Source organism: Streptomyces sp. SAI-135 (assembly GCF_029893805.1).
Classification (GTDB): domain Bacteria; phylum Actinomycetota; class Actinomycetes; order Streptomycetales; family Streptomycetaceae; genus Streptomyces.
On record NZ_JARXYP010000002.1, the window covers coordinates 6,082,704 to 6,108,957 of the forward strand.

Below are 26,254 nucleotides of genomic sequence, written 5' to 3' on the forward strand. Positions count from 1 at the left end.
CATTTCTCATGTCGGTAGGCGAAGAGGTCCGCACCGAGCAGGACCGGCCGCAGCAGAGCCTCGGCACGGCGGCCGCGCGGAACCTGGCCACCACCACCAAGTCCGCACCCCAGATGCAGGAGATCAGCTCCCGCTGGCTGCTGCGCATGCTGCCCTGGGTGAACGTCCAGGGCGGTACGTACCGGGTCAACCGACGCCTGAGCTACGCCGTGGGCGACGGCCGGGTGACCTTCGTCAAGACCGGGGACCGGGTCGAGGTGATCCCGGACGAGCTGCGCGAGCTGCCGGCCCTCAGGTCGTACGAGGACGACGAAGTGCTCTCCGAGCTCGCCCGGCGCTGCCAGCAGCGGGAGTTCACCCCGGGTTCGGTGATCGCCTCCTTCGGTGCCCAGGCCGACGAGGTGTACCTGCTGGCGCACGGCAGGGTGGAGAAGGTCGGCACCGGGCCCTACGGCGACGACGCGGTGCTCGGAGTCCTCGCCGACGGCGCCTACTTCGGCGACCAGGCGCTCCTGGACCCGGACGCCATCTGGGAGTACACCGCCCGCGCGGCCACCGCCTGCACGGTCCTCGTGCTGCCCCGCCAGGACGTCGACCAGGTGGCGGAGCGTGCCGAAGCCCTGCGCGAGCACCTCCGCGAGCAGCGCGCGATCCCCTCGCAGCGCACCAACAAGTACGGCGAGAAGGAGATCGACCTCGCGGCGGGCCACGAGGGCGAGCCCGACATCCCGCACACCTTCGTCGACTACGACGCCCGGCCCCGCGAGTACGAACTGAGCATCGCCCAGACCGTGCTGCGCATCCACACGCGGGTGGCCGACCTCTACAACCAGCCGATGAACCAGACGGAACAGCAGATCCGGCTGACCGTCGAGGCACTCAAGGAGCGCCAGGAGCACGAGCTCGTCAACAACCGTGAGTTCGGCCTGCTGAACAACTGCGAGTACGACCAGCGGCTCCAGCCGCACGACGGTGTGCCCAGCCCGGACGACCTCGACGAGCTGCTCAGCCGCCGCCGGGGCACCAAGCTGCTGCTCGCCCACCCGCGCGCGATCTCCGCGATCGGCCGTGAGCTCAACAAGCGCGGGCTGGTCCCCGAGACCATCGACGTGGGCGGCAACCGCATCCCCACCTGGCGCGGGGTGCCGATCTACCCGTGCAACAAGATCCCGGTCACCCCGGAGCGGACCACCTCGATCATCGCCATGCGTACCGGTGAGGCCGACCAGGGGGTCATCGGCCTCCAGCAGGCCGGTATCCCCGACGAGATCGAGCCGAGTCTGTCGGTGCGGTTCATGGGCATCAACGAACAGTCGATCATCAAGTACCTGGTGACGGCCTACTACTCGGCGGCCGTGCTGGTGCCGGACGCGCTCGGGGTCCTGGAGAACGTCGAGATCGGCCGCTGGAGGTGACGTTCCTGCGCCCGGGAGCCGTGTCCCCGCCGACCGGGGTGGGTAGACCCCGGTCGAACACCGGGGCGGGGGCACCTCGGGGGAGCGCGGCCGCCCGCAGCGGGAGCGCCACCGTCCGCGGACTGACCGAGGGGGGTTCCATGGCCGAGTTCACGACGGGCACACGGGCACCGGCGGCACAGAGGACGGAGGCGGCGACCGCCGGGGGGACGGCGGCACCGGCCACCAGAAGTACGGAGGTGCCGGCCGCCAGGGGGACGGAGGCACCGGCGGCCGGGCGCACCGGGGGCGGGGGGCCGGCCGGGGACGCGGGCCTGCTCGCCGGACCCGAGGTGCGCTCCCTCGACGGACCCGAGGCGGACTCCCTCGACGGACCCGAGGCGGACCCCTTCGACGGGCACGAGGCCGCGGTGATCCTGGAGCGGGTCCGGGCGTCGGTCGATCCCGAGCTGCGGTCCGCGGTGGAGTCGCTGCCCGGTGCCCTGCGCCGGATCGCGCTCTACCACTTCGGCTGGGAGCACACCGACGGCACTCCGGCGGCGGGCAACGCGGGCAAGGCGATACGGCCCGCGCTCGTCCTCACCGCGGCCTCCGCCCTCGGCGGGGAGCGGGCGCGGGCGGCGGCCGTCCGTGCGGCCGTGGCGGTGGAGCTGGTCCACAACTTCACGCTGCTGCACGACGACGTGATGGACCGCGACACCACCCGCCGGCACCGCCCCACCGCGTGGACCGTGTTCGGCGACGCCGACGCGATCCTGGCCGGGGACGCCCTCCAGGCGCTGGCGCTCCGGCTGCTGGCCGAGGACCCCCACCCGGCGGCGGGAGCGGCCGTGGCCCGGCTCGCGGCCTGTGTCGTCGAGCTGTGCGAGGGCCAGCACGAGGACACCGCCATGCAGGGCCTCGGCCCCGGCGCGGTGACCCTCGACCAGGTGCTGGTGATGGCCGAGGCCAAGACGGGGGCGCTGCTGGGGTGTGCCTGTGCGCTCGGCGCGCTCTACGCGGGCGCGTGCGCCGAGGACGTCGAGGCGATGGACGCCTTCGGCCGGGAGGCCGGCCTCGCCTTCCAGCTCATCGACGACGTGATCGGCATATGGGGGGACCCGAGCCGCACCGGCAAACCGGCCGGCGCAGACCTCGCCGCCCGTAAGAAGTCCCTCCCGGTGGTCGCCGCGCTCACCTCCGGCACACCCGCGGCAGCGGAACTGGCCGACCTGTACGCAGCGCCGTACGCGGGAGAGGACCTGGCGCGTACGGCACTCGCGGTCGAGGAGGCCGGGGGCCGTGACTGGGCGCAGGTGCAGGCGGCCGACCGGATGGCGAGGGCGATGGACCAGCTGGCCCGTGCGGTGCCCGATCCGGAGGCGGCGGGGGGACTGCTCGCCCTCGCGGAGTTCGTGACGCGGCGCAGCGCCTGAGAGCAGCGCCTGAGAGCCCCGGAGCGCCCGGCACCGCGCGGTCCTGACCCCGCGCGGCACCCGGGGGTTCCGGCCGACGGGTCCCGCACATCCCCACGGTGTGCGGGGCCCGCTTCCGCATGCTCACCGGATAGTCTCAACACCCTTGTGGTCAAAGGTGGTTGCGTTGAAGGGGTGGGGCATGGGCGTGGCGATACGGACGGCCGGCGCGGACGATCGCGAGCTGGTGACGCGGTTGCTGGACTCGGCCTTCCAGGACGATCCGGTCAGCGGGTGGATCTTCCCGGGGGAGGAGTACCGCCGGACGACGCATCCCCGGCTGATGGCCGCGTTCGTGGACATCGTGCTGGCCGAGGGGCGGGTGGACGTCACGGAGGAGGGCACCGCGTGCGCGTTGTGGCTGCCGGTTCCCGCGGACGGGGGTGAGGAGCACGACGGCGAGGACGAGTTCGCCGCCCTGCGGGAGGCCCTCGATCCGGGCAATGAGCGCATCGAGCTGATCGGACGGCTCACGGCCGAGGTGCATCCGGCCGAGCGAGCCCATGAGTACCTGTGGATGATCGGGGTGGCCCCCGAGCGGCAGGGGGAGGGGCTCGGCACCGCGCTCATCGGATCGGTCCTGGAGCGGTGCGACCGGGAGGGGACGCCGGCCTATCTGGAGGCGAGCAGCGCGCGAAGCCGTGGGCTGTACGAGCGCCTCGGATTCGAACTCGTGGACCGGCCCCTCACCTTGCCCGACGGCCCCCGGATGTGGCCGATGTGGCGCGAGCCGCGCGCCTCGCGCTAGCGCCGGGGGCGTCTCGCGTGCGCGGCCTCGCAGGAAGCCGCAGTTCGGGTTCGTCTTGATGGACCGGCCCTCGATCGGCCGGACGAGCTGCGGATCGGCCCCCGTGTGGCCTTGGGCGTGCGTTCCGCGATGCCGCCGGGGGAGTGTCTCGTGACGGCGGCAGAAGAAGGACCGGCCGCGCGGCCGCGCGCCCTCTGGCGAGCTCGCGGGCGGCTCGGGTACGAGGTGGTGGAGCGGGCCGCCGATCTGCCTGACGGGGCGCAGTTGTGCTGCGAGCCGGGTGCTTCGCGGTCAGGCGCCGGGAGCTCGTGACCGTGGCCGGAAGGGCGCCGGGCACGCGGCCCCGGGACCGGGAACGAATCCGTTCGCACGGTTGCCCACCCCGCAGTCCCGCGGTCGCCCCACCCCCTGGGCCGGAAGGGCGCCGGTCTCGTGGCTGTCCCACCCCCGGGGCCGGAAGGAAGCCGGTGTCGTGGCTGTCCCACCCCCGGGGCCGGAAGGAAGCCGGTGTCGTGGCTGTCCCACCCCCGGGGCCGGAAGGAAGCCGGTGTCGCGGTCGCCCCATTCCGGGGCCGGAAGGAAGCCGGTCTCGCGGCTGTCCCGCCCCGGGACCGAAAACCAAGCCGCCCCGGGACCGAAAACCAAGCCGCCCCGGGGCCGAAAACCAAGCCGCCCGCCGCCTGCCACCCCCGCTAGTTCACGGGAACCACCGTCTCCACGATCCGTTCCACCAGGCCCTCCGGGACCCCCACGCCCGGCAGTACTCCCTCCAGCGCGTCGGGCAGGGTCAGGTGTTCCAGGAGGAGACCGAGCATCGCCAGATACAGCACCGTGACCGTCTCGGCGCCGCCCGGCAGGCCCGTGTCGCGGTGGAAGCGGATGCCCTCCTCCAGGTCCGCACGGACCGACTTGGTGAAGGAGGCGCGGAGTTCGGGGCGGCGGGTGGCCTCCAGGCGCATCTCCAGGAGGGCCAGATAGCCGGTGCGGTCGTGGGTCGCGCGGCCCAGCAGGTCGTGCATGAACGCCGTGACCAGGGATCGGTCCTTCGGCCTGGTCAGCAGTTCGGCGAGCTTGTCCGGGTCCGGGGCCAGCCGGACCTGGAGGCGGGTGTCGATCTGCCTGAGCAGGTCGTCGCGGTCGGTGAAGTAGTTCGAGGCCGTCCCCACCGGGACCCCCGCCTCGGTGTCGACCGCGCGGAACGTCAGCCCGCGTGCCCCCTCGCGCGCGAGCACCTCGACCCCCGCGTCCACGAGCGCGGCCCGGCGCTCCGGATTCCTGGCCATGCGGAATCTCCTCTCCCAGTTGCATCCGGTGCCGAAAACACCTTGCAACCACTACAGATGAAGTACTACAACTGACGTGGTTCACAGAGAAGCGCAGCCTACGAGAAGAGACCCGCTTGCGAAAGCTCACGTACTTCGTCGCCTGCACGATCGACGGCTTCATCGGGGACGAGAGCGGCGACGCGTCGTTCATGTACCGGTTCGTCGACGAGGAGTTCCTCGCCTACCTCAAGGCCGAGTTCCCGGAGACCATCGCGGCCCAGGGCCGCAGGGCGCTTGGTGTCCACGACCTGGCGCACCGGAGGTTCGACACGGTCGTCCAGGGCCGCGGCAGCTACGAGGTGGCCCTCAAGGAGGGCATCACCAGCCCCTACGACCACCTGCGCGAGTACGTCGCCTCGCGCACCCTCACCGAGTCGCCCGATCCGAACGTCCGGATCATCGGCGACGACCTGGTCGGCAAGGTGCGCGAACTGAAGGCGGAGGACGGCGAGTTCGGCATCTACCTGTGCGGTGGCTCCGAGCTCGCGGGCCGGCTCCACGACGAGATCGACGAACTCGTCATCAAGACGTACCCCGTCGTCCTGGGCAGCGGCATGCCGATGTTCGGTCCCGGCGTCTCCCTCACCGAGTTCTCGCTCGACGACGTGCGCGTCTTCGCCAACGGCATCGTGGTGCGGACGTACGGCAGGAAGCGCTGAGGGGGAGCGCCGCGGCCCCCTTCGCCCTACCCTGAGGACATGGGCACTGACGAACGCGTCTGTCCCGTTTGCGGGCAGCCGGTCGAGACGGTCGTACGGCGTCACAAGACGCTGGGTGCGTGGGTCCCGGTGTGGACGGGCGGCCCGTGCCGCAACCCCGAGTGCGAGGCGTACCCCGACAAGGCCGCCGCGTCCGACGAGGACCACGGCAGCGCACCCGCCGGACAAAGTTCCTGAACCCTGTCGAGAATCCGTCCCCGGCGTCCCTGGTGAGAGCCGCCCGCACCGGGCCGGTCGGCGCTGTGCGCAGCGGCGGGCGGCACGGCTCAGGCCGTAACGTGACCGCATGTCCACTACCGAGCACATCGTGCACCTGACCGAACGCTCCCTCTGGGAGGAGGCCCGCGCCCGGGGCACGTACGAGATCTCGACACGCGGCCGCACCCTCCAGGAGGAGGGGTTCATCCACTGCTCGACGCGCGAGCAGCTGCCGCGCGTCGCGGCCTTCCTCTACGGCTCCTACGACGGCCCCGACGACCTGGTGCTCCTCGTCATCGACCCCGCCCGCCTCGACGTACCGCTGAAGTACGAGGCCCCCGAGCCGGGCGCCGAGGAGTTCCCGCACATCTACGGGCCGCTCCCGGTGGCCGCGGTCGTCGACGTGGAGCCGTGGGGGTGAGCGGTCGCCGTCGGCCGTGGCTGTGGGCCGTGGCGGTCTGGGCGGCTCTCGTGGTCGTGGCGGGCGGGCTCACGCTCTGGCTCCAGGACTCGGCCGAGCCGCCGGGGCCGTACGGCTGGGAGGAGAGCAGTCCGACGCCCGAGCTGCCGTGTCCCGGCCCCACCACCGACCCCGACGGCGACCGGCTCGTGACGGCCTGCGCGTTCATCTCCCCCGGTTAGGCAGTCCGCCCGTCTCCGGGTCCCGTCCCGTCAGGCAGTACAGGCCGCCCGCCGGGTCCCTCATCACTGTCCAGCTCCTGCCGTCGGCGACGAACTCGGCGCCCAGCCGCTCGTGTTCGGCCCGTATCGCCTCGATGTCCGCGCAGGCCAGGTCCGGATGGGCGGAGGCGGGACGTTCCTCGTCGAGGCGCTGGAGGAGGATGCGGACCGGGAGGCCGGCCGGCGGCTTGAGCACATGGAACTCGGGGAGCGAGCCGGGCAGGGACTCCCATTCGGGCAACAGGGCCGCCCAGAAGGCGACTTCGGCCTCGTACAGGGAGGGCGGGACGTCCAGGCAGACCTGGTCGAGGCGGCTGCCGCGGACGACCGGCGGCCGGGTCGACTGCCCGCGCCAGGGATCGGCGCAGAACAGCTGGCCGGCGGGGGAGCGCAGCACGACCAACGTGCCCTGATCGGCGACCACATGGGCGCCGAGCCCCTCCGCCGCCTTCGCGAACCTGCGTACGTCGTCGACGCAGAAGTCGAGATGGGCGCCCCCGGGCCCGGAGGCCACGGCCTGCGCCTTGAGGCAGGCGTCGGTTCCGTCGCCCGGCACCAGCGTCACGAACTCCCGCCGCTCACCGCGGAATTCGGACAGGCGGGTGCCGGTGACACTGGTCCAGAAGTCGCAGGCCTGGGCGAAGCGGGCCACGGGCCGGTCCACGAAGGCGTAAGTCCAGCGCGTACTCATGCCGGTGATCGTAAGCGCCCCGCAGGGGCCCGGGGAACTGTGCGACCAGGCCCTACGGCGCGGCGGACGAATCAGCCACCCGACGCCTCCATGAACCGCAGCAAGTTCCCCGCCGGATCCCGGAACGCGCAGTCCCGCACCCCGTACGGCATGTCCGTCGGCTCCTGGACGACCTCCGCCCCGGACTCCCGCACGCGGGCGAACAACGCGTCGCAGTCGGTGGTGGTGAAGTTGACCGCCCGCAGCAGCCCCTTCGCCAGCAGGCGCGCCATCGCCTCCTTGTCCGCCGGGGACGCGTCCGGGTCCGCGGCGGGCGGCTCCAGGACGATGTCCACGTCGGGCTGGAGCGGCGAGCCGACGGTCACCCAGCGCAACCCCTCGTAGCCGACGTCGTTGCGCACCTCCATGCCCAGCACGTCCCGGTAGAACGCGATCGCCTTGTCGTGGTCGTCCACGGCGATGAAGCAGTTCTTGAGCTTGATGTCCATGGCCCCACGTTAGGCCCGCCGGGGCCGGGTGTGCCTGCGGACGACGCACGGCGGGATCCCGGCGGTCTCCTCGTGGGAGCGGGCCCGGTAGGCGCTCGGCGTCTCGCCCACCAGCTCCGTGAACCGCGAGCTGAAGGAGCCCAGGGAGGTGCACCCCACGGCCATGCAGACCTCGGTGACGGACAGGTCGCCCCGCCGCAGCAGCGCCTTCGCGCGCTCGATGCGCCGGGTCATGAGGTAGCCGTACGGCGTCTCCCCGAACTCCGCGCGGAAACTGCGCTGGAAGTGGCCCGGTGACATCAGCGCGGTGCGGGCGAGCGCGGGCACGTCGAGCGGCTCGGTGTACTCGCGGTCCATCCGGTCGCGTGCCTGCCGCAGCCGCACCAGGTCCTCGATGCTCACCATCACGCCAGCATCGCACGATGCTCACCGTCCGGGCGCGGGGTCCTGTCACGGGCTTCGCCTCACGTTCTCCTGCCGTACGCAAGCGCTTGCTCCCCTGGGAGGCATGGACCACATCACGTTCCTCGTGGCGGTCGTCATCGTCACGGCCCTGGCCTTCGACTTCACCAACGGATTCCACGACACCGCCAACGCGATGGCGACGTCCATCGCGACCGGGGCGCTGAAACCCAGGACCGCGGTCCTGGTGAGCGGTGTCCTGAACGTCATCGGCGCCTTCCTGTCCACCGAGGTCGCCAAAACGATCTCCGGCGGCATCGTGGACGACGGCCTGGTCTCGCCCGGAATGATCTTCGCGGGGCTGGTCGGAGCGATCCTGTGGAACCTGCTGACCTGGCTGGTCGGCCTGCCGTCCAGCTCCTCGCACGCCCTGTTCGGCGGACTGATCGGCGCGGTGTGGGTCGGTGCCGGCTCCCACGGCGTGCACTTCGACAAGGTCGTCGAGAAGATCCTGATCCCCGCGGTGGCCTCCCCGGTCGTGGCGGGCACGGCGGCACTGATCGCCACCTACCTCGCCTACAAGCTCACCGCCCGCGCCCGCAAGGACTCGGTGACCACGGGCTTCCGGCTCGGCCAGATCGCCTCCGCGTCCCTCGTCTCCCTCGCGCACGGCACCAACGACGCCCAGAAGACCATGGGCGTCATCACGCTGACCCTGATCTCCGCGGGCGCGCTCGGCCACGACGCCGGTCCGCCGGTGTGGGTCATCGCCGCCGCCGGTCTCGCGATCGGCCTCGGCACCTACCTCGGCGGCTGGCGGATCATCCGCACCATGGGCAAGGGCCTCACCGAGATCCAGTCCCCGCAGGGCTTCGCCGCGGAGACCGCGTCCACCACGGTCATCCTGACCTCCGCCCACCTCGGCTTCGCCCTGTCCACCACGCAGGTCGCCTCGGGCAGCATCCTCGGCGCGGGCCTCGGCCGGAAGCTGGCGGAGGTCCGGTGGGGCATCGCCGGGCGCATGGTCGCGGCCTGGCTGGTCACCCTGCCGGCGGCCGCGCTGGTCGGCGGCGTCTCCGCGAGCGCCGTGAAGCACGGCGGCGACTTCGGCACGGTCGTCGTCGCGCTGGCCGGTGCCGCCGTCGCCGCGGGCATCGTGCTCGTCTCCCGCCGCAACCCGGTGAGCGCGCACAACGTCAACGACCATCACGAGGTCCCCGTCCGCAGCGCAGCGCCGACCCGCGTCGGCACGGCCGCCTGAGCCCCCTGGGAGTTCCTGTCATGAGCATCGACTGGACCGCACTCGTCCAGGTCACCGCGGTGAGCGTCGGCGTCACCATCGCGGTGGTCGTGGTTTTCGCCCTCGGGGTACTCGGTCTCGCCCGCTTCGAGGGGGCACGGGCAGATGGCGGTGGCGGAACGTCCGCCCTCGGCATCGCCCAGGCCGGTCTGTGCTTCCTCGCCTGCACCGCGGTGGTGGCGTACGGCATCTACCTGATCGTGCCGCAGTTCCACTGAACCACTGAAAGGAGAGGGGAGCAGCGAGGTGACCCCCCTGCTGACCGACCTGAAGGTCGACTACACCGACCCCGACGACCCCGTGCTGACCCGCCCGGACGGCAGCCCGATCGACACCTGGCGGGAGAACTACCCCTATGCGCACCGCATGGAGCGCAAGGAGTACGACTGGCACAAACGGCTCCAGCAGATCGAGCTGCTGAAGCTGCAGAGCTGGATCAAGGAGACCGGGCGCCGCCTCGTCATCGTCTTCGAGGGACGGGACGCGGCCGGCAAGGGCGGCACCATCAAACGCTTCACGGAGCATCTGAACCCCCGCGGCGCCCGCGTGGTCGCGCTGGAGAAGCCGAACGAGCGCGAGCGCGGACAGTGGTACTTCCAGCGGTACGTCGAACATCTGCCGACCGCGGGCGAGATCGTGCTGTTCGACCGGTCCTGGTACAACCGGGCCGGCGTGGAGCGGGTCATGGGCTTCTGCACGGACGACGAGTACCGGCGCTTCATGCGGCAGGCCCCGCTGTTCGAGCGGATGCTCGTGGACGACGGCGTGGACCTGGTGAAGTTCTGGTTCTCGGTCTCCCAGGCCGAGCAGCGCACCCGCTTCACCATCCGCCAGATCGACCCCGTACGGCAGTGGAAGCTCAGCCCCATGGACCTGGCCTCGCTGGAGCGCTGGGACGACTACACCGCCGCCAAGGTCGCCATGTTCCGGGAGACGGACACCCAGTTCGCGCCCTGGACGGTGGTCAAGAGCAACGACAAGAAGCGGGCCCGCGTCGAGGCCATGCGCACGGTGCTGGCCCGCTTCGACTACGCCGACAAGGACGAGGAGGTCGTCGGCACGCCCGATCCGCGGATCGTGGGCGAGGCGGCGGGACTGCTGGAGGCGGGCGAGGCCTAGGGGCCGTTGCACACCGGCGGCGGGGGCGCCTGAGTATCCGTACTCAGGCCGGTGGCGGTACTCGGCTCTGGCACGGGCGACGCGGGTTTCCCATGATGCAACCCACCCGCGTCGAAAGAGGTGCCCATGGTTCGTGACCTGCAGCTGCGCGCAGCCACTTCGGAGGATCTCGACTGGATCCACGAACTGCGTCACCGGGTGTACGCACAGGAGCTGGGCCAGCATCCGCCGGATCCGGCCGGACGGCTGCGCGACGGGCTCGACGGTGACAACGTCTACCTGGTCGCGGCGCGCGGAACCACCCGCATCGGGTTCGTCAGCCTGACGCCGCCCTGGCTGGGGCGGTTCGGCCTGGACAAGTACCTGACCCGTGCCGAACTGCCCGCGCTGGACGGCCACGACGTGTTCGAGGTGCGCATCCTCACCGTCGAACCGCGCTGGCGCACCACGTCGGCGGCGCCCCTGCTGATGTACGCGGCGCTGCGCTGGATCGCCTCCCGCGGCGGGCGTCGGGTGGTGGCGATGGGACGCACCGAGGTGCTCGACATGTACCGGGCCGTGGGCCTGCGCCCGGTCGGCCGTACCGTCCACAGCGGCGCCGTCACGTTCGAGGTGCTGACCGGCGGCGTGCCCGAACTGACCGGTCGCGCTCCAGCGGTACGGCAGCGCGCTGGAGCGGCTGCGGTCCCTGGTGGACTGGCGCCTGGACATGCCCTTCGCGCCCCGGCCGGACGGCTGTGAGCACGGCGGTGCCTCGTTCACCGCCGTCGGCGCGGACTTCCGCACCCTGCACCGGCGCCACGGCATCGTCATGGCCGATGTGCTGGACGCCTGGTTCCCGCCGGCCCCCGGAGTGCGGGCGGCCCTGGCGGACGCCCCGGAGTGGGTCGCCCGTACCTCACCGCCGTCCGGCGCCGAGGGGCTGTCCGCGGAGATCGCCGCGGTCCGGCAGCTGCCGCCGGACACCCTCGCGGTGGGCGCCGGTTCGTCCGACCTGATCTTCCGGGCGTTCGGCCGCCGGCTGACCCCGCGCAGCCGGGTGCTGCTGACCGACCCGTGCTACGGCGAGTACGCCCATGTGACGGAGCGGGTGATCGGCTGCCGGGTGGACCGGTTCCCGCTGTGCCGCGAGGACGGCTGGCGGATCGACCCGGACCGGCTGGCCGCCGCCGTCCGCTCCGGCCGCTACGACCTCGTGGTGGTGGTCAACCCGAACAACCCGACCGGGCGGCACGCACCGGCGTCCGGACTGCGCGCGCTGATCGAGGCCGCGCCGGAGCGTACGCACTGGTGGATCGACGAGGCGTATCTGGGATACGTCGGACCGCACGAGTCGCTCGCCGGGCTCGCCGCGACGGACCCGCGGGTGACCGTGTGCACCTCGCTGTCCAAGATGTACGCGCTGTCCGGACTGCGGGTCGCGTACACGGTGTCCGAACCGGCCGCGGCGGCCGAACTGCGCCGGTGGACGCCGCCCTGGCCGGTCGGTCTCCCGGCACAGATGGCCGCCGTGGCGGCGCTGCGCGATCCGGACCACTACCGCGACCGCTGGCTCGCCACGCACGTCCTGCGCGGGGCACTGGCCGCGGACCTGGCCGCGGCGGCGCCGGACGCGACCATCGAGGAGTCCGTGGCGAACTTCCTCTCCCTCACCCTGCCCCCGGACGGACCGAGCGCCGCCCGACTGGTCGACGAGTGCCGCCGCCACGGCGTCTACCTGCGCGACCTGTCGCCGTTGTTACCGCGCTACGAGGGGCGCACCGTGCGCGTGGCGGTCCGGGACACCGCCGAGAACGCCCGCATCGTGGCGGCCTGCCGGGCCGCTCTGGAGGTGCTGCGGCCCATGAGCGCCACGGGACGCGGCCGGTGACCACCGTGGCCTCGCTGGTGCCCTGGCTCGGTGGGGGGCTGGCTCTGGGCGGTGTCGCGGTGGCCGCGTCCCGGCGCCGCGAGCTGATGGTCCGGTGGTGCGCCTGGGCGGTCGGAGTGCCCCTGGTCACCGGGGCGTTCTGGTGGGGCGAGCCGGGTGCCGCGGCCGTCGCCGTCGTGGTCGGGGTGATCGCGGTGCTGGAGTTCGGCGCACTGATGCAGCTGGGGCCGGTGGACCGCGCGGTGCTGGCCGCGGGGGTGACGGGGGTGGTGCTGACCACCTGGCTGGCCCCGGGGGAGGTGCTCCGGGCGCTTGCGGTGGGGGCGCTCGGGGTGGCCGCGGTGCCGTTGCTGAGCGGCGACGCCGACCACGGTCTGCGCCGGCTCGGCGCCGGGCTGCTCGGGCTGGCCTGGCTCAGCGTGCCGGCCGCGCTGGTGCCGCTCGGGGCGAGCGGGCTGGCCCTGTTCGTGGCGGTCTCGGTCGCCGACATCACCGCCTATTTCGCCGGACGGCGGCTGGGCGGACCGCGGCTGTCGCCGCTGTCACCGGCCAAGCGGTGGAGCGGGACGCTGGCGGGGGCCGCGACCGGGCTCGGTGTGCTCGCCCTGCTGTCCGCGCTCAGCTGGCAGGCGGCCGTCGCGGTGGCGGTCGGCGGACCGGCAGGTGACCTGCTGGAGTCGATGGTCAAGAGAGGGGCGCGGGTCAAGGACGCCGGCAGCTGGCTGCCGGGCTCCGGCGGCCTGCTGGACCGCATCGACTCCCTGCTCGTCGCCCTGGCGGTGCTGCTCGTCCTGAGCTGACGGGCAGCACGCGCGAGAGGATCACGGCACGAGGAAGGGGCCCGCCCGCATCCAGCCGGCCGAGCCCCTTCCCGACGCAGGTCGCCTCAGGCCTTCTTGGTCTCCCAGAAGATCTTGTCGATCTGGGCGATGTAGTCCAGAGCCTTCTGACCGGTGGCCGGGTCGGTCGACGCCTTCGCGGCCGAGAGGGCCTTGAGGGTGTCGTTGACCAGCTGGTGCAGCTCCGGGTACTTCTCGAAGTGCGGGGGCTTGAAGTAGTCGCTCCAGAGCACGGAAACGTGGTGCTTCGCGAGCTCGGCGCGCTGCTCCTTGATGACCGTGGCACGCGCCTGGAAGTGCGGGTCGTCGTTGGCGGCCATCTTCTCCTGCACGGCCTTCACCGACTCCGCCTCGATGCGGGCCTGGGCCGGGTCGTACACACCGCAGGGCAGGTCGCAGTGTGCGCTGACCTTGACCTTGGGGGCAAACAGGCGGGAAAGCATGAAGCGTTCCTTCCTCGTGATCGTCTTCTCAGGTGCGACATTACTCCCTGCGAGAGGCGAAAAGGCGGGTGCCCCCATGGGCTTAGGACAAAAGTCCGGGGTCAGACTGAGACTGGTGGACGAACGTACCGGGGAGGTGCCGGGGATGCCGGAGCTGTCGCAGGAGACCGAGCGGGAGAGGTCGTTGCTGCCCTTCGTCGGGGTGGCCGAGGTGACCGGGCCGTCGATGGTGCCCACGCTCCGGCACGGGGACCAGCTGGTCGTGCACTGGGGGGCCAGGGTCGTCCCCGGAGACATCGTGGTTTTGCGGCATCCCTTCCAGCAGGACCTGCTCGTCGTCAAGCGGGCCGTGGAGCGGCGCGAGGGCGGCTGGTGGGTGCTCGGCGACAACGCGTTCGCGGGCGGCGACAGCACGGACTACGGCGTCGTACCGGAAGAGCTGGTGCTGGGGAAGGCCCGGCTCAGGTACCGGCCGCCGGGGCCCGCTCAGCGCTCGCCGCTGGCCGCCGTGCGCTGGGCGCTGTCCGCGGTGCGGCCCGTCTTCCCGGACCGGTCGGCCTCCAGGCGTTTGCGGGCCCGGTAGGCGGCCACGTTGGCGCGGGTGGCGCAGCGGTCGGAGCAGTAGCGCCGGGAGCGGTTGGTGGAGGTGTCGAGGTAGGCGTTGCGGCAGGGCGCGGCCTCGCACAGGCCGAGGCGGTCCACGCCGTACTCGGTGAGGTGGAACGCCAGGCCCATCGCCGCGATCGCCGCGTACCCGGCGGTGGCGTTGGAGGGGTGGTCCGCCAGGTGCATGTGCCACAGCGGGCGGCCGTCGTCGTCGCGGAAGTCGTGCCCGGAGATCTGCGGGCTCACCGGGAACTCCAGCAGCAGCGAGTTCAGCAGGTTCACCGCCAGGGTCTCGTCGCCTTCGTCGGCCGCCTCGAAGACGGCCCTGAGCCGCCCCCGCACCGAGCGGAAGCGGGTCACGTCGGCCTCGGTGGCCCGCCGGCCGGCCTCCTGGCTGACCCCGAACAGATCGCGGACGGCCTCCACCGAGGTCAGGGAGTCCTTGCCCCGGGCCGGGTCCTCGCTGTTGACCAGACGTACGGCGTAGTCCGAGTAATAGGCCAGTTCCACTTGTAGTCCTTACGGAGGCGTTCTATCGTCGTGGTGCGGTCGGGTAACAGCTGATCGTGCTTCCAGGGTATTACGACAGTGAGCGGACAGGGGGCTCCCATGACGACCGGTGTCGGAACCGACTGGCAGGCCTGGCAGGAGAGCTGGGACCGGCAGCAGGAGTGGTACATGCCGGACCGCGAGGAGCGGTTCCGGGTCATGCTCGACATGGTCGAGGCCCTCGTCGGGCCCCGGCCCCGCGTGCTCGACCTCGCATGCGGCACGGGAAGCATCACGGCCCGGCTGCTCGCCCGGTTCCCCGAGGCCACCAGCACCGGTGTGGACCTCGACCCGGCGCTCCTCACCATCGCCGAGGGCACGTTCGCGGACGACGAGCGGGTCACCCTCGTGACGGCCGACCTCAAGGACCCGGACTGGCCCGCGCGACTGCCGTACGACTCCTACGACGCCGTCCTGACCGCCACCGCCCTGCACTGGCTGCGCCGCGAACCCCTCGCCGCCCTCTACGGCCGGATCGCCGGGCTCGTCCGCGACGGCGGAGTCTTCATGAACGCCGACCACATGACCGACGACACCACCCCCAGGATCAACGCGGCCGAACGTGCGCAGCGCCACGCGCACATGGACCGCGCCAAGCGGGACGGCGCCCTCGACTGGGCCGCGTGGTGGCAGGTCGCCGCCGAGGACCCCGTCCTCGCCGGGCCCACGGCACGCCGCTTCGAGATCTACGGCGAGCACGCCGAGGGGGACACGCCGTCCGCCGCGTGGCACGCACGCGTGCTGCGCGAGAAGGGCTTCGGTGAGGCCCGCCCGGTGTGGTGCTCGCCATCGGACACCCTGCTGCTCGCGCTCAAGTAGGCGCGCGCGAAAGGGGCGGTACGGGAATCCCGTACCGCCCCTTTCGGCGTCGTACCGCTAGAGGACCTTCGACAGGAACGCCTGGGTGCGCTCGTGCTGAGGGTTCGTCAGGACCTCGCGGGGGTCGCCGGACTCGACGACCACGCCGCCGTCCATGAAGACCAGGCTGTCGCCGACCTCACGGGCGAAGCCCATCTCGTGGGTGACGACGACCATCGTCATGCCGGACTCGGCGAGGTCGCGCATGACGTCGAGGACGTCACCGACCAGCTCCGGGTCCAGGGCCGAGGTCGGCTCGTCGAAGAGCATCAGCTTCGGCTCCATCGCGAGCGCCCGGGCGATGGCGACGCGCTGCTGCTGACCGCCGGAGAGCTGCGCGGGGTAGCTGCCCGCCTTGTCGGCCAGGCCCACCCGGTCCAGCAGCTCCCGCGCGCGCTCCCGGGCCTGCGCCCGGCTCGCGCCCTTGACCTGGACCGGCGCCTCCATGACGTTCTCGACGGCCGTCATGTGCGGGAACAGGTTGAACCGCTGGAACACCATGCCGATGTCCCGGCGCTGCAGCGCGACCTCGCTGTCCTTGAGCTCGTACAGCTTGTCGCCCTTCTGGCGGTAGCCGACCAGCTCGCCGTCGACGTGGAGCCGGCCGGCGTTGATCTTCTCCAGGTGGTTGATGCACCTGAGGAAGGTCGACTTTCCGGAGCCCGAGGGGCCGATCAGGCAGAAGACCTCGCCCTGCTTGACCTCCAGGTCGATGCCCTTGAGGACCTCGACCAGACCGTAGGACTTGTGGACACCCTCGGCCTTCACCATGGCGGTCATGCCGCACCCCCCTGGCTCCGGAGCGACAGCAGGTTCGCCCTGATCTTCTGGAACGGCGTCGGCGGCAGGTTCCGGGACGAACCGCGGGCGAAGCGGCGCTCCAGGTAGTACTGGAAGACGCTGAACACGCTGGTCATGACGAGGTACCAGATGGACGCCACGAACAGCATCTCCATCACGGCGTACGAGGTCGAGCCGATCGTCGAGGTGGCGCGCAGCAGTTCGTTGTACGTCACCGCGTAGACCAGCGACGAGGTCTTCAGCATGTTGATGAACTCGTTGCCGGTCGGCGGCACGATCACCCGCATCGCCTGCGGGATCACGATCCGGCGCAGCGTCTTTGCGTGACTCATGCCGAGCGCGTGCGCGGCCTCCGTCTGGCCCTCGTCCACGGCCATCAGACCGGCGCGGCAGATCTCCGCCATGTACGCGGCCTCGTTCAGGCCGAGACCCAGCAGGGCGCACATGAAGGGCGTCATGACGTCCGTCATCTCGTCCTTGTAGAGCGGACCGAGATTCAGCATCGGGAAGATCAGCGCCAGGTTGAACCACAGGAGGAGCTGGACGTACACCGGGGTCCCGCGGAAGAACCAGATGTAGGCCCAGGCCACCCAGCTCGTCACCGGGTTCTTGGAGAGCCGCATGACGGCCAGCAGGACGCCGAGGACCACGCCCACGACCATCGCGAGGACGCTGATCAGCAGGGTGCGGCCGGCGCCCGCGAGGACCGTGGAGTCGAACAGCTTGTCGCCGACCGCGCTCCACTGGATCTTCTCGGCGGTGGCGAACGCGTTGACCAGCAGGGCCACCAGGGCCAGTACGACGACGGCGCTGACGTAGCGGCCGTAGTGGCGGACCGGGATGGCCTTGATGGTCTCCGGGGCGGAAGAGGCCGGCGGTGGCGTGTCCGCCGGTCCCTTGTCGATCTTGTCAGTCACCGTGACTGCCCTTCGGTGGTGCGGGGTCCGTCACTTGCCGCCGTTGACCGCGGCCTTGTCGATGGCGCCGGTCTCGGCACCCCACTTCTCCAGGACCTTCTTGTACGTGCCGTCCTCGATGATGGCGTTCACGGCCGCCTCGAGGGCGCTCGTGAGCTCCTTGTTGTCCTTGTTCACGGCGATGCCGAACGGACCGGCGTCGACCTGCTCGCCGACGACCTCGAAGGCGTTGCCGCCGTCCGCCTTGCGGGCGAGGTCCACGGCGACCGGGTAGTCGTTGACGCCCGCCACGGCGCCGCCCGACTTCACACGGGTCTGGGCCTCGGTGTCGTTGTCGAAGGACTCGATGTCGAGCTTCTTCTTGCCGTCCTTCGTGCACGCCGCGGACTGCTTCTGCAGGGCCTGCTCGTAGGTCGTGCCGCGCTGCACGGCGACCTTCTGGCCGCAGAGGTCCTCGATCGAGCCGATCTTCTTCGGGTTGCCCTTCTGGACGTAGATGGCGGTGCCGGCCGTGAAGTAGTCGACGAAGTCGACGCCCGGGCCGAGCTTCTTGCCGTCCTCGTCCAGGCCCTCCTGGCGCGCCTTGGTGTCCGTGATGGAGGACATGGCGACGTCGTAGCGCCCGGAGTTCAGGGAGCTGATCAGGCCGTCGAAGGAGCCCGAGGTGAACTTGAACTCCACACCCAGCTGCTTGCCCAGGGCGGCCGCGAGGTCGGGGTCGACGCCGACGATCTTGCCGCCCTCCTGGTACTCCATGGGGGCGTACTCGGCGTTGGTGCCGACCTTGATGACGCCGGCCTTCTGGATCTTCGCCGGCAGCTTGTCGAACAGCGGGGCGCTGCTGGAGGACGCGGATTCCTTGGTGCTGCTGCCGCTGTCCGTCTGGTCACCGCAGCCGGTGAGAATCAGGGCGCCTGCGACCGCGATCGCACCTACCGCGGCTGTCCTGGTGCGCGCGGCGGTCGTACGACGGGTGGAGCTTGCGGTCATGGTGGGTTCCTCCGGCGGATGGGTGGAGTTGCCGATGGGCGGGGCGGCTGCCGATCGGCTCGGCAGCGCTGCCTTCATTCCTCAGGTCGACGAGAGCACACGCCTTCGAGTGTCGCGACCTCGTGTGATGACGGCATCTTGCCATTCGGACTGGACCATTCAGGGGGCCGGTCATGTCAAAATCGGATAACGGGTGACCCCCGAACCGCCGCATGTCCGTACATCACGACCGGACCATCTGCGGGAATCTGGCATTCCGGCCGGAAGATCTCCGGCGCGAGGCGCGAACCGGACGACCCGGTCGGCGCGGCGCGCGCTCGCCCGGACGGCTTCGCGGTGATCGTCAAGGGCCTGCCACTGGTTTGTCCGGATGGCGTTCCATGATTCATGTCACCGCTCTCCGGTGATCGATGATCGATTTCTGTTCCGGCATGTGACCTTGGACGTATTGGACTCGTCCTCGACGCCAGTCGTCCGGTAAGAAGGTTCTTTACACCCCTCATCCGGGGCTCAGGGCGCGTGTGCGGCGCGCCCGTCGCGTACCGGCCCGTACGCATCAGTGACCAGGGCCGTACGCGGTGCCCGCCCACTTCTCAACCAGGAGTGGCCACCCTCAAACCATGAAGACCTAAGGGGTAAGACAAAGTGGCAGCGGAGATCGTCAATCCTCGCAGCGACAGCGATACGGGACAGGACGGAGGGGCGGAGCCCCTCGATTCCTTCGACCCCGCGTTCGCGCTGCACCGCGGCGGCAAGATGGCTGTGCAGGCCACCGTGCCGGTCCGTGACAAGGACGACCTGTCCCTCGCGTACACGCCCGGCGTGGCGAAGGTGTGCAGCGCCATCGCCGAGCAGCCGGAACTCGTCCACGACTACACGTGGAAGTCGTCGGTCGTCGCCGTCGTGACGGACGGTACGGCCGTGCTGGGGCTCGGTGACATCGGGCCCGAGGCCTCCCTCCCGGTGATGGAGGGCAAGGCCATCCTGTTCAAGCAGTTCGGCGGGGTGGACGCGGTTCCGCTCGCGCTGGCCTGCACCGACGTCGACGAGATCATCGAGACCGTGGTCCGCCTCGCGCCCTCCTTCGGCGGCGTGAACCTCGAGGACATCTCGGCTCCCCGGTGCTTCGAGATCGAGAAGCGGCTCCAGGAGCGGCTCGACATTCCCGTCTTCCACGACGACCAGCACGGCACCGCCGTCGTGACGCTGGCCGCCCTGCGGAACGCCGCGCGTCTGAGCGGGCGGTCCATCGGAGATCTTCGTGCGGTGATCTCCGGAGCGGGCGCGGCGGGCGTGGCCATCGCCAAGATGCTCGTCGAGGCGGGCATCGGGGACGTCGCCGTCGCCGACCGCAAGGGCGTCGTGTCCGCCGAACGGGACGACCTCACGTCCGTGAAGCGGGAGCTCGCCGGGTTCACGAACAAGGCGGGCCTGTCCGGCTCCCTGGAGGACGCGCTGGCCGGCGCGGACGTCTTCATCGGGGTGTCGGGCGGGACGGTGCCGGAAGCGGCCGTCGCCTCCATGGCGGAGGGCGCCTTCGTGTTCGCGATGGCCAACCCGAACCCCGAGGTGCACCCGGATGTCGCGCACAAGTACGCGGCCGTGGTGGCGACCGGGCGGTCCGACTTCCCGAACCAGATCAACAACGTGCTGGCGTTCCCGGGGATCTTCGCGGGGGCGTTGCAGGTGCGGGCCTCGCGGATCACTGAGGGCATGAAGATCGCGGCGGCCGAGGCGCTGGCCTCGGTGGTCGGTGACGATCTGGCGGCGGACTACGTGATCCCGTCCCCGTTCGACGAGCGCGTGGCCCCGGCGGTCACGGCGGCGGTCGCCGCGGCGGCCCGGGCGGAAGGCGTCGCTCGCCGCTGAGGCGGTTTGTGCGTGAGGTGGCCCCGTCCGGGTGGGTTTCCGGGCGGGGCCGTTTCTTTGCCTTCGGATCCGGCTGATCGGGTGGCGGTCGGCTTCGGGGCGGGTGCGGGCCGGTGGGGGCTGGTCGCGCAGTTCGGTGGGGGCGTACCCGTGTGCACCTGCGTGCACCTGACCGACCCAGGGGCGCGGGGAACTGCGCGACCGGTCACGACGGACCCGCACCCGCCCCGTGACCGAACCCGGCACCCCCATACCCGCACCGTTTCGCAAGAGGGCATGTGTCACAAGGCGCCCCGGTTCCCTGCACCGCCGACGGACCCTATCGTCAAGGTCATGTTCGCTGTCTACGCCGCCCGAATCGACCGCGACAACCCGCTCTCGGGGCTGGAGTTGGGGGAGCGCCCGGCCCCCGAAGCCCGTCCGGGTTGGAGCGTCGTCGACGTCAGGGCCGCTTCCCTGAACCACCATGACCTCTGGTCCCTGCGCGGCGTCGGCCTCGCAGAGGACAAGCTCCCGATGATCCTCGGCTGTGACGCCGCCGGTGTCGACGAGGACGGCAACGAGGTCGTCCTGCACTCCGTCATCGGACAGAGCGGGCACGGGGTCGGCCCCAGGGAGCCGCGGTCCATCCTCACCGAGCGCTACCAGGGGACGTTCGCCGAACAGGTGGCCGTGCCGACCTGGAACGTCCTGCCCAAGCCCAAGGAGCTGTCCTTCGCCGAGGCCGCCTGTCTGCCCACGGCCTGGCTGACGGCGTACCGGATGCTGTTCACGAACGCCGGGGTGCGGCCCGGTGACTCCGTCCTGGTGCAGGGGGCCGGCGGCGGTGTCGCCACGGCCGCGATCGTGCTCGGGAAGGCCGCGGGGCTGCGGGTCTTCGCCACCAGCCGGGACGAGGCCAAGCGGAAGCGCGCGATGGAGCTCGGGGCCGTGGAGGCGCTGGAGTCGGGTGCGCGGCTGCCGCAGCGGGTGGACGCCGTCATCGAGACCGTGGGCGCGGCCACCTGGTCGCACTCCGTGAAGTCGCTCAAGCCCGGCGGCACCCTGGTCATCTCCGGCGCCACGAGCGGTGACCGCCCCTCGCACGCCGAACTGACCCGGATCTTCTTCCTGGAACTCAAGGTCGTGGGCTCGACCATGGGCACCAAGGACGAGCTGGAGGACCTGCTCGCGTTCTGCGCGGCCACGGGGGTGCGGCCCGTCATCGACGAGGTGCTGCCCATGGACCGCGCCCGTGAGGGCTTCGAGCGGGTCCAGTCCGGTGAGCAGTTCGGGAAGGTCGTGCTCACCAACGGCTGATCCTCTCCACTCCCTGCTCCCTCGGCGGCCGGTCCGGACACGGATCGGCCGCCGAGGTGTGTCAACTGTGGTTGACGAGTCGGCCATGTCAACGTAGGTTGACATCATGACCGAAGCAACGGATCTCGCCGAGCGCGCCGGTGATCGCGACCCCCGGGTCGGACTGCGCGCCGTCGCCGCACTGCGCAGGCTGCTGGAGCAGCTGGAGTCGGTACAGGTGCGCAGTGCGCGCAACCAGGGCTGGTCCTGGCAGGAGATCGCCGCGGAACTCGGAGTGAGCAGGCAGGCCGTGCACAAGAAGTACGGGAGGCATTGATGTTCGAGCGGTTCACGAAGGATGCCCGGGCCGTGGTCGTGGGCGCGGTCGACCATGCCGAGCGGGCGGGGGCGGGGTCCGTCGACGCCGAGCACCTGCTCCTCGCCCTGCTGGACCGGGAGGGGAGCCGGGCCTCCTTCGCCCTGGCCGCTCTCGGGCTCACCGAGCGCCGGGACGCCGTACGGGAGGCGCTCGGCGAGGCGCGGCGGCGGGCCGGGCTGTCCCAGGCGGACGCCGAGGCCCTGGCCGGACTCGGCATCGACGTCACGGAGATCGTCGCCCGGGTGGAGGAGGTGCACGGGGTCGGGGCGATGTCCGGCGACCGCAAGAGCAAGGGGTGGTGGTCCGGGCGGCGCTCCTTCGGCCGGGACGCCAAAGAAATCCTGGAGAAGGCACTGCGCATCGCCGTGGCGCGGCGGGACCGTCATGTCGGCGACGAGCACCTTCTGCTGGCGATGACGGTCAGGCCGGGGGTGCCGGGGGAGGTTCTCGCCGATCACGGGGTGACCCATGAGTCGGTCGCCCGCGTCCTCTACGGCGAGGGCGAGGCGAAGGCGGGCTGAGCGAAGGCCGACTGACGAGGGCCGGTTGGGTGAGCGCCGGCTGAGCGAGGCCCGACTGGGTGAGCGTCGGCTGAGCGGAGGCCACCCGCTCCGGCGGTACGGGTCGGCAGGAGCCGTCGTACCGCCGGAGTGCGGCCGGGTCACGCCTTCGGTGCTCGCAGGAGTGCCCCTATGCGGGCCGCCGCGCTCGACAGATGGCGGCGCGCGTCGCGGAACTGCTCGGCAGTGACGCCGTGGTCGCGGGCCGCGTCGCGGATGTCGTCGCGGAAGCGGTCGAGCAGGCGGTCCAGGTCGCGGGCCGGGTCCCCGGTGGGGGCTTCGTGGGCCCAGGCCGGTTCGTACTCGGCGGGGAAGTCCTCCGGGGTCTGCGAGTACTGAGGACCGGCCGGCGTCCCCTCGGCCTTCTCGGACCTCGCGCCGCCCCGGCCGAAGCCGAAGTCCTTTCCGAACTCCTTGCCGTAGTCCTTCCCGAACTCGCCGAACTCCTTGGCCAGTTCGGTCAGCCCCTCGCGCACCCCCGTCGGCCAGTCGCCGCGCGCGAAGTGGTCCTGGACCTGCTCCTGCACCCGCCGGGCGATCCGCTGCACCTCCTCCTGCGCCTGCTCCCGGGCCCGGTCCTGGGCCTCCTTGGCCTGGCGGCGGGCCCGCTGGGCCTCCTCGCGGGCGCGGCGGCTCTCGTCCTTGGCGCGGCGGGCCTGCTCCTTCCACTCCTGCTTGACGCGGCGCATCTCCTCCTTGGCGGCGCGCCACGACTCCTTGTCGGCGTACTCCGTGAAGTCCCCGAAGGGGCCCTCGTGTTCGCCGCCGGTGTCCTTGCCGCTACCGGAGCCCCGGCGCGCCTCGGAGGCGGCCGCCCGCATCTCGCGCCGCAGATCACCGGCCGCGCCCCGCACATCGGCCCGGATCTCGGCGGCGAGCTCGGCGACCGACTCACGGATCTCCAGCTCCAGGTCGGCGAGTTCACCGCTGCGGTCGGCCAGTTCGGCACGGCCCGCGTCCGTGATGGCGTACACCTTGCGGCCGCCCTCGGTGGTGTGGGTGACCAGGCCCTCCGCCTCCAGCTTGGCCAGCCGGGGGTAGACGGTGCCCGCCGAGGGGGCGTACAGGCCCTGGAAGCGCTCCTCCAGGAGCCGGATCACCTCGTAGCCGTGGCGCGGGGCCTCGTCCAGCAGCTTCAACAGGTAGAGACGCAGGCGGCCGTGGGCGAAGACGGGGGGCATGTCAGAGCACCTTCTTGTCGGTCGTGCCGTCGGCCGGGCCTCGGGTCGGATCGTCCGTGGGGCTGTCCGTAGGGCCGTCCGTGGCGTGGGGGCCGTCGGCCGGGCCGGAGACGGAATTGTCCCCCGAGGCGCCGTGTCCGCCGTCCACCGGGTCCGTGGTACCGGCCGGTGCGGCGCCGGTGTCGGCGTCCTTCACGAGGGGATCCGCCGGCCACGGCTCCTCCTCGTCCTCCCGGGGCGGGCGGCGCAGGAGGGCGATGGAGCCGGAGACGGTGGTCGCCCGGAGCTTGCCGGTACCGGCGCCGAGGCGGCCGGTGACCTTGTGGGCGCCCCACTGGCCGCGCACGCGCAGACCGTCGAAGGCGTTGGAGATCGTCCCGCTCGCGGTGTTGGCCTCGACGTCCGCGTCCGCGGGCTGGGGGAGCCGGATGGCGATCTCGCCCGAGACGCTGGTCAGGCGGACGTCGGTGGGGCCCTCGGGGTCCAGGTCCACGATCATCGAGCCGCTGACCGACTCGGCCCGCACGGAGGGGCCGGAGCCCTCCACGACCGTGAGATCCCCGGAGACCGAGTTGAAGCGGAGGTCGCCGGTGACGGCCTGGGCCTCCAGGTTCCCCGAGACGGTGTCGGCGCGGACGGTGCCGGAGAGGCCGACGAGGGTGGTGTCGCCGTTGACCCCCTTCACCACGGACGGGCCGCGCACCCCTGACACGACGGCGGCGGCGCTGACCACGCCCACCTCGACGCGGGTGTCGGCCGGCACGGCCAGCGAGACGACCGCGCTGCGCCGCCAGCCCTTGCGGTCGAGCCACTTGAGGAAGCCCTTCCAGGGCAGGTCCTCGTAGGCCACCGTGAGGGTCCCGCCCTCCTGGGTGACGACCAGCGGCGGTCCGTCGATCTCGGACACCTCCAGGCGGGCGGAACCCTCTTCGGTGCCCACCACGTTCACCGTGCCGTTGACGATGCGTACGTGGAGTTCGCGGACGGGCTCGTCGAAGGTGAGCTTCCTGGGCTCCGTGACGGACCACTCGGACATGGTGCAGACCTCCCCGTAGCAACGCGCCATATCGCGTCTCCTGCAATTCACGATATATCGTGGCGGTCGAAAGTCAAGGCACTCTTTCGGGGATGCGGAGGCTGAAAATATGACCAACCGCCGTGTATCGACCTAGCGTGTGACCATGTCGACGGAAGCCACCTCCCGCGCGGGTCGCACCGCCCCCGCCCCCGGCGCGCTGCTGCTCTGCCGGGCCGAGCCGGATTCCGTCGCCCCCGTCGCCCGGCTGCTGCGCGAGCGGATGCTGCTCACGCGCGCGGGGGAGGGGTGGAGCGTGCTCGTGCCCGAGGACGGGCCGTGGCGGCGTGGTGAGGACCCGGTCGACCGGGTCCTCACCGGATGGGCCACCGCCCTGGCCGTCGGGGCTCCCTGGCCCGTCCTGGCCCTGTGGTGGGACGCCGACCGCGGCGGCTACACCCTGGCCTCGGGCTTCCGCCGCCCCGTCGGCTACATCTGGCTCGCGAACGGCACCCCGGCCGGTGAGGACGAGGCGATGCGCACGTTCGCGTCCCGTCTGGACCTCGACCCCGTCCTGGACGTCCAGTCCCTGGACCACCTCGCGAGACCGGACCCCGCCATGGATGCCCGCGCCCGTCTGCGCGGCCTGCTCGCCGTCCTCACGCGCGCGGGCCTGGACCTCCCCGCGGGCCTGGCTCCCGGCGAGCCGACCGACCGGCTCCGCGAGGTGGCCCGGGACCGCCCGGACGCCCGCCCGGTCGCGGGGGAGGGCCCGCAGGACGCCGTCCGGGGCGGACTCGAAGCGGTCGCGGGCCGCCGCCTCACGCCCTGGCTCCCCTGGTCCGGCGACCCGAAGGCCCGCACCCTGGCCCTGGCCCAGATGGCGGTGGGCCTCCCCCTGGCCGTCTGGGGCCTGCGCCACCGCAGCGGCGGCTGGCTCACCGCGGGAGCGCTCCTCCTCGCCCACGGCACGCTCGGCCTCTCGTACGACCTGACGCACCCGCGCGACTGACCTGGCCCGAGGGGGCCCTGCAAGACATGGGGCCCACTTGCCGGAGGTCGGCTCGTCGAGGGGGGTGGTGTTGTTCGAGCATGGCGCGCTCGGGCCGTCACACGCCCCCGCACGACTGCCCGGGCGGCGCGGCAGGAAGGGGGCCCGGGCCCTGTGGGCCGCGCTGATCGGTGGCCGGGCTCGCGTAAGGGGCATCGTTCGTCGCGCACGGCGCGCTCAGGCTGTCCTACGACTTGACGCGCCCGCGCGACCGGCCTGGGCGGCGCGGCAGGAAGGGGGCCCGGGCCCTGTGGGCCGCGCTCGTCGGCGGCCGGGCTCGCGCAAGGGGTGCTTTTCGTCGCGCACGGCGGGCTCGGGCTGTCGTACGACTTGACGCGCCTGTGTGGCTGGCCTGGGCGGCGGATTCGGAGGGTGGCCGGAGAGGGTTGCGCGTGAGATGGGCCCGTTGAGCTGGGCGGCGCGGCAGGAAGGGGGCCTGGGTCTCGTGGGCCCTGCTTACAGGCGGCCGGGGTCGGGCAGGGGCGACCGCGCACGGCGGGCTCGGGCT

General features: G+C 71.7%; 29 protein-coding genes and 1 pseudogene. 19 read left to right on the forward strand and 11 right to left on the reverse strand.

Annotated elements, in window-relative coordinates; all coding sequences use genetic code 11:
• Window positions 1-8: 8 nt before the first annotated feature.
• From M2163_RS32195 to M2163_RS32205, 3 genes are all read left to right on the forward strand, one after another.
• Window positions 9-1,415, forward strand: a complete 1,407-nt coding sequence (locus M2163_RS32195; RefSeq protein WP_280849395.1) for a family 2B encapsulin nanocompartment shell protein — start codon at window positions 9-11, stop codon at window positions 1,413-1,415.
• 140 nt (window positions 1,416-1,555) lie between these two features.
• Window positions 1,556-2,830 (forward strand): family 2 encapsulin nanocompartment cargo protein polyprenyl transferase, encoded by a 1,275-nt coding sequence (locus M2163_RS32200; RefSeq protein ID WP_280895717.1) that lies wholly within the window; start codon window positions 1,556-1,558, stop codon window positions 2,828-2,830.
• Between the two features lie 181 nt (window positions 2,831-3,011).
• Window positions 3,012-3,617, forward strand: a complete 606-nt coding sequence (locus M2163_RS32205; RefSeq protein WP_280895718.1) for a GNAT family N-acetyltransferase — start codon at window positions 3,012-3,014, stop codon at window positions 3,615-3,617.
• A gap of 692 nt (window positions 3,618-4,309) precedes the next feature.
• Here M2163_RS32205 and M2163_RS32210 read toward each other — a convergent pair.
• Window positions 4,310-4,900, reverse strand: coding sequence for a TetR family transcriptional regulator (locus M2163_RS32210; RefSeq protein ID WP_280895719.1), 591 nt, complete (start codon window positions 4,898-4,900; stop codon window positions 4,310-4,312).
• Between the two features lie 116 nt (window positions 4,901-5,016).
• Here M2163_RS32210 and M2163_RS32215 point away from each other — a divergent pair, with 116 nt between their 5' ends.
• The 4 genes from M2163_RS32215 (at window position 5,017) to M2163_RS32230 (ending at window position 6,501) form a co-directional block, all read left to right on the forward strand.
• Entirely contained in the window at window positions 5,017-5,601 is a 585-nt protein-coding gene (locus tag M2163_RS32215; RefSeq protein WP_280849391.1) for a dihydrofolate reductase family protein, read from the forward strand.
• A 39-nt stretch (window positions 5,602-5,640) separates the two neighbouring features.
• Window positions 5,641-5,838: a hypothetical protein gene (locus M2163_RS32220; RefSeq protein ID WP_280849390.1), complete on the forward strand. Its 198-nt coding sequence runs from the start codon at window positions 5,641-5,643 to the stop codon at window positions 5,836-5,838.
• A 109-nt stretch (window positions 5,839-5,947) separates the two neighbouring features.
• Entirely contained in the window at window positions 5,948-6,280 is a 333-nt protein-coding gene (locus M2163_RS32225; protein ID WP_280849389.1) for a DUF952 domain-containing protein, read from the forward strand.
• Window positions 6,277-6,501, forward strand: coding sequence for a hypothetical protein (locus tag M2163_RS32230; RefSeq protein WP_280895720.1), 225 nt, complete (start codon window positions 6,277-6,279; stop codon window positions 6,499-6,501). The genes M2163_RS32225 and M2163_RS32230 overlap by 4 nt, the downstream gene beginning before the upstream one ends.
• Here M2163_RS32230 and M2163_RS32235 read toward each other — a convergent pair.
• From M2163_RS32235 to M2163_RS32245, 3 genes are all read right to left on the reverse strand, one after another.
• On the reverse strand, window positions 6,485-7,231 hold the full coding sequence (locus M2163_RS32235) for a VOC family protein (RefSeq protein ID WP_280895721.1): 747 nt from the start codon (window positions 7,229-7,231) through the stop codon (window positions 6,485-6,487). The genes M2163_RS32230 and M2163_RS32235 overlap by 17 nt on opposite strands.
• A gap of 71 nt (window positions 7,232-7,302) precedes the next feature.
• A complete protein-coding gene (locus M2163_RS32240; protein ID WP_280895722.1) occupies window positions 7,303-7,719 on the reverse strand; it encodes a VOC family protein in 417 nt (138 codons plus the stop codon).
• A gap of 9 nt (window positions 7,720-7,728) precedes the next feature.
• Window positions 7,729-8,124 carry a helix-turn-helix transcriptional regulator gene (locus M2163_RS32245; RefSeq protein WP_280849385.1) on the reverse strand — a complete coding sequence of 132 codons (396 nt, stop codon included), beginning with the start codon at window positions 8,122-8,124 and terminating at the stop codon, window positions 7,729-7,731.
• Window positions 8,125-8,227: 103 nt separating this feature from the next.
• Here M2163_RS32245 and M2163_RS32250 point away from each other — a divergent pair, with 103 nt between their 5' ends.
• The 5 genes and pseudogenes from M2163_RS32250 to M2163_RS32270 all read left to right on the forward strand — a co-directional run bounded on the left by M2163_RS32250 (window position 8,228) and on the right by M2163_RS32270 (window position 13,210).
• Complete coding sequence (locus M2163_RS32250) at window positions 8,228-9,382, forward strand: inorganic phosphate transporter (RefSeq protein WP_280895723.1); 1,155 nt, start codon at window positions 8,228-8,230, stop codon at window positions 9,380-9,382.
• A 20-nt stretch (window positions 9,383-9,402) separates the two neighbouring features.
• A complete protein-coding gene (locus M2163_RS32255; RefSeq protein WP_280849383.1) occupies window positions 9,403-9,639 on the forward strand; it encodes a hypothetical protein in 237 nt (78 codons plus the stop codon).
• 28 nt (window positions 9,640-9,667) lie between these two features.
• A complete protein-coding gene (ppk2, locus tag M2163_RS32260) occupies window positions 9,668-10,540 on the forward strand; it encodes a polyphosphate kinase 2 (protein ID WP_280849382.1) in 873 nt (290 codons plus the stop codon).
• Window positions 10,541-10,666: 126 nt separating this feature from the next.
• Window positions 10,667-12,410, forward strand: a pseudogene (locus M2163_RS32265) (histidinol-phosphate transaminase).
• Entirely contained in the window at window positions 12,407-13,210 is an 804-nt protein-coding gene (locus M2163_RS32270) for a phosphatidate cytidylyltransferase (RefSeq protein WP_280849380.1), read from the forward strand. The pseudogene M2163_RS32265 and the gene M2163_RS32270 overlap by 4 nt, the downstream one beginning before the upstream one ends.
• Before the next feature lie 86 nt (window positions 13,211-13,296).
• On the opposite strand, the gene sodN is transcribed toward M2163_RS32270, so the two are convergent.
• Window positions 13,297-13,692: a superoxide dismutase, Ni gene (gene sodN / locus M2163_RS32275; protein WP_020136639.1), complete on the reverse strand. Its 396-nt coding sequence runs from the start codon at window positions 13,690-13,692 to the stop codon at window positions 13,297-13,299.
• 145 nt (window positions 13,693-13,837) lie between these two features.
• On the opposite strand from sodN, the gene sodX reads away from it, so the two are divergent.
• A complete protein-coding gene (gene sodX, locus M2163_RS32280; protein WP_280854095.1) occupies window positions 13,838-14,275 on the forward strand; it encodes a nickel-type superoxide dismutase maturation protease in 438 nt (145 codons plus the stop codon).
• Here sodX and M2163_RS32285 read toward each other — a convergent pair.
• Entirely contained in the window at window positions 14,179-14,808 is a 630-nt protein-coding gene (locus tag M2163_RS32285) for a CGNR zinc finger domain-containing protein (protein WP_280849379.1), read from the reverse strand. The genes sodX and M2163_RS32285 overlap by 97 nt on opposite strands.
• A gap of 99 nt (window positions 14,809-14,907) precedes the next feature.
• On the opposite strand from M2163_RS32285, the gene M2163_RS32290 reads away from it, so the two are divergent.
• Window positions 14,908-15,666, forward strand: coding sequence for a class I SAM-dependent methyltransferase (locus tag M2163_RS32290; protein ID WP_280895724.1), 759 nt, complete (start codon window positions 14,908-14,910; stop codon window positions 15,664-15,666).
• Window positions 15,667-15,723: 57 nt separating this feature from the next.
• Here M2163_RS32290 and M2163_RS32295 read toward each other — a convergent pair whose 3' ends face one another.
• The 3 genes from M2163_RS32295 to M2163_RS32305 are packed head-to-tail and all read right to left on the reverse strand — an operon-like array spanning window position 15,724 to window position 18,413.
• Window positions 15,724-16,485: an amino acid ABC transporter ATP-binding protein gene (locus M2163_RS32295; RefSeq protein WP_280895725.1), complete on the reverse strand. Its 762-nt coding sequence runs from the start codon at window positions 16,483-16,485 to the stop codon at window positions 15,724-15,726.
• Complete coding sequence (locus M2163_RS32300; protein WP_280895726.1) at window positions 16,482-17,423, reverse strand: amino acid ABC transporter permease; 942 nt, start codon at window positions 17,421-17,423, stop codon at window positions 16,482-16,484. The genes M2163_RS32295 and M2163_RS32300 overlap by 4 nt, the downstream gene beginning before the upstream one ends.
• Window positions 17,424-17,453: 30 nt before the next feature.
• Entirely contained in the window at window positions 17,454-18,413 is a 960-nt protein-coding gene (locus M2163_RS32305; RefSeq protein WP_280849375.1) for an ABC transporter substrate-binding protein, read from the reverse strand.
• A 645-nt stretch (window positions 18,414-19,058) separates the two neighbouring features.
• On the opposite strand from M2163_RS32305, the gene M2163_RS32310 reads away from it, so the two are divergent.
• The 4 genes from M2163_RS32310 to M2163_RS32325 all read left to right on the forward strand — a co-directional run bounded on the left by M2163_RS32310 (window position 19,059) and on the right by M2163_RS32325 (window position 22,460).
• Complete coding sequence (locus M2163_RS32310; RefSeq protein ID WP_280849374.1) at window positions 19,059-20,282, forward strand: NADP-dependent malic enzyme; 1,224 nt, start codon at window positions 19,059-19,061, stop codon at window positions 20,280-20,282.
• A gap of 333 nt (window positions 20,283-20,615) precedes the next feature.
• Entirely contained in the window at window positions 20,616-21,581 is a 966-nt protein-coding gene (locus M2163_RS32315) for a zinc-binding dehydrogenase (RefSeq protein ID WP_280849372.1), read from the forward strand.
• A 106-nt stretch (window positions 21,582-21,687) separates the two neighbouring features.
• Entirely contained in the window at window positions 21,688-21,897 is a 210-nt protein-coding gene (locus M2163_RS32320) for an HTH domain-containing protein (RefSeq protein WP_007384656.1), read from the forward strand.
• On the forward strand, window positions 21,897-22,460 hold the full coding sequence (locus tag M2163_RS32325) for a Clp protease N-terminal domain-containing protein (protein WP_280849371.1): 564 nt from the start codon (window positions 21,897-21,899) through the stop codon (window positions 22,458-22,460). Before M2163_RS32320 ends, M2163_RS32325 begins: the two co-directional genes overlap by 1 nt.
• A 140-nt stretch (window positions 22,461-22,600) precedes the next feature.
• On the opposite strand, the gene M2163_RS32330 is transcribed toward M2163_RS32325, so the two are convergent.
• Both M2163_RS32330 and M2163_RS32335 read right to left on the reverse strand, forming a co-directional pair.
• Complete coding sequence (locus M2163_RS32330) at window positions 22,601-23,680, reverse strand: helix-turn-helix transcriptional regulator (protein WP_280895727.1); 1,080 nt, start codon at window positions 23,678-23,680, stop codon at window positions 22,601-22,603.
• A gap of 1 nt (window position 23,681) precedes the next feature.
• Window positions 23,682-24,716: a DUF4097 family beta strand repeat-containing protein gene (locus M2163_RS32335; protein ID WP_280895728.1), complete on the reverse strand. Its 1,035-nt coding sequence runs from the start codon at window positions 24,714-24,716 to the stop codon at window positions 23,682-23,684.
• A 145-nt stretch (window positions 24,717-24,861) separates the two neighbouring features.
• Between M2163_RS32335 and M2163_RS32340 the strand changes: the two genes are divergently transcribed.
• Entirely contained in the window at window positions 24,862-25,707 is an 846-nt protein-coding gene (locus M2163_RS32340) for a hypothetical protein (protein ID WP_280895729.1), read from the forward strand.
• Window positions 25,708-26,254 lie beyond the last annotated feature (547 nt).

Bases quoted from the DNA above. Each gene is read 5' to 3' on its own strand.
- M2163_RS32195 (WP_280849395.1), top strand. From the start codon at position 9: ATGTCGGTAGGCGAAGAGGTCCGCACCGAGCAGGACCGGCCGCAGCAG.
- M2163_RS32200 (WP_280895717.1), top strand. From the start codon at position 1,556: ATGGCCGAGTTCACGACGGGCACACGGGCACCGGCGGCACAGAGGACG.
- M2163_RS32205 (WP_280895718.1), top strand. From the start codon at position 3,012: ATGGGCGTGGCGATACGGACGGCCGGCGCGGACGATCGCGAGCTGGTG.
- M2163_RS32210 (WP_280895719.1), bottom strand. From the start codon at position 4,900: ATGGCCAGGAATCCGGAGCGCCGGGCCGCGCTCGTGGACGCGGGGGTC.
- M2163_RS32220 (WP_280849390.1), top strand. From the start codon at position 5,641: ATGGGCACTGACGAACGCGTCTGTCCCGTTTGCGGGCAGCCGGTCGAG.
- M2163_RS32225 (WP_280849389.1), top strand. From the start codon at position 5,948: ATGTCCACTACCGAGCACATCGTGCACCTGACCGAACGCTCCCTCTGG.
- M2163_RS32235 (WP_280895721.1), bottom strand. From the start codon at position 7,231: ATGAGTACGCGCTGGACTTACGCCTTCGTGGACCGGCCCGTGGCCCGC.
- M2163_RS32240 (WP_280895722.1), bottom strand. From the start codon at position 7,719: ATGGACATCAAGCTCAAGAACTGCTTCATCGCCGTGGACGACCACGAC.
- M2163_RS32245 (WP_280849385.1), bottom strand. From the start codon at position 8,124: ATGGTGAGCATCGAGGACCTGGTGCGGCTGCGGCAGGCACGCGACCGG.
- M2163_RS32250 (WP_280895723.1), top strand. From the start codon at position 8,228: ATGGACCACATCACGTTCCTCGTGGCGGTCGTCATCGTCACGGCCCTG.
- M2163_RS32255 (WP_280849383.1), top strand. From the start codon at position 9,403: ATGAGCATCGACTGGACCGCACTCGTCCAGGTCACCGCGGTGAGCGTC.
- sodN (WP_020136639.1), bottom strand. From the start codon at position 13,692: ATGCTTTCCCGCCTGTTTGCCCCCAAGGTCAAGGTCAGCGCACACTGC.
- sodX (WP_280854095.1), top strand. From the start codon at position 13,838: ATGCCGGAGCTGTCGCAGGAGACCGAGCGGGAGAGGTCGTTGCTGCCC.
- M2163_RS32290 (WP_280895724.1), top strand. From the start codon at position 14,908: ATGACGACCGGTGTCGGAACCGACTGGCAGGCCTGGCAGGAGAGCTGG.
- M2163_RS32295 (WP_280895725.1), bottom strand. From the start codon at position 16,485: ATGACCGCCATGGTGAAGGCCGAGGGTGTCCACAAGTCCTACGGTCTG.
- M2163_RS32305 (WP_280849375.1), bottom strand. From the start codon at position 18,413: ATGACCGCAAGCTCCACCCGTCGTACGACCGCCGCGCGCACCAGGACA.
- M2163_RS32315 (WP_280849372.1), top strand. From the start codon at position 20,616: ATGTTCGCTGTCTACGCCGCCCGAATCGACCGCGACAACCCGCTCTCG.
- M2163_RS32320 (WP_007384656.1), top strand. From the start codon at position 21,688: ATGACCGAAGCAACGGATCTCGCCGAGCGCGCCGGTGATCGCGACCCC.
- M2163_RS32325 (WP_280849371.1), top strand. From the start codon at position 21,897: ATGTTCGAGCGGTTCACGAAGGATGCCCGGGCCGTGGTCGTGGGCGCG.
- M2163_RS32330 (WP_280895727.1), bottom strand. From the start codon at position 23,680: ATGCCCCCCGTCTTCGCCCACGGCCGCCTGCGTCTCTACCTGTTGAAG.
- M2163_RS32335 (WP_280895728.1), bottom strand. From the start codon at position 24,716: ATGTCCGAGTGGTCCGTCACGGAGCCCAGGAAGCTCACCTTCGACGAG.
- M2163_RS32340 (WP_280895729.1), top strand. From the start codon at position 24,862: ATGTCGACGGAAGCCACCTCCCGCGCGGGTCGCACCGCCCCCGCCCCC.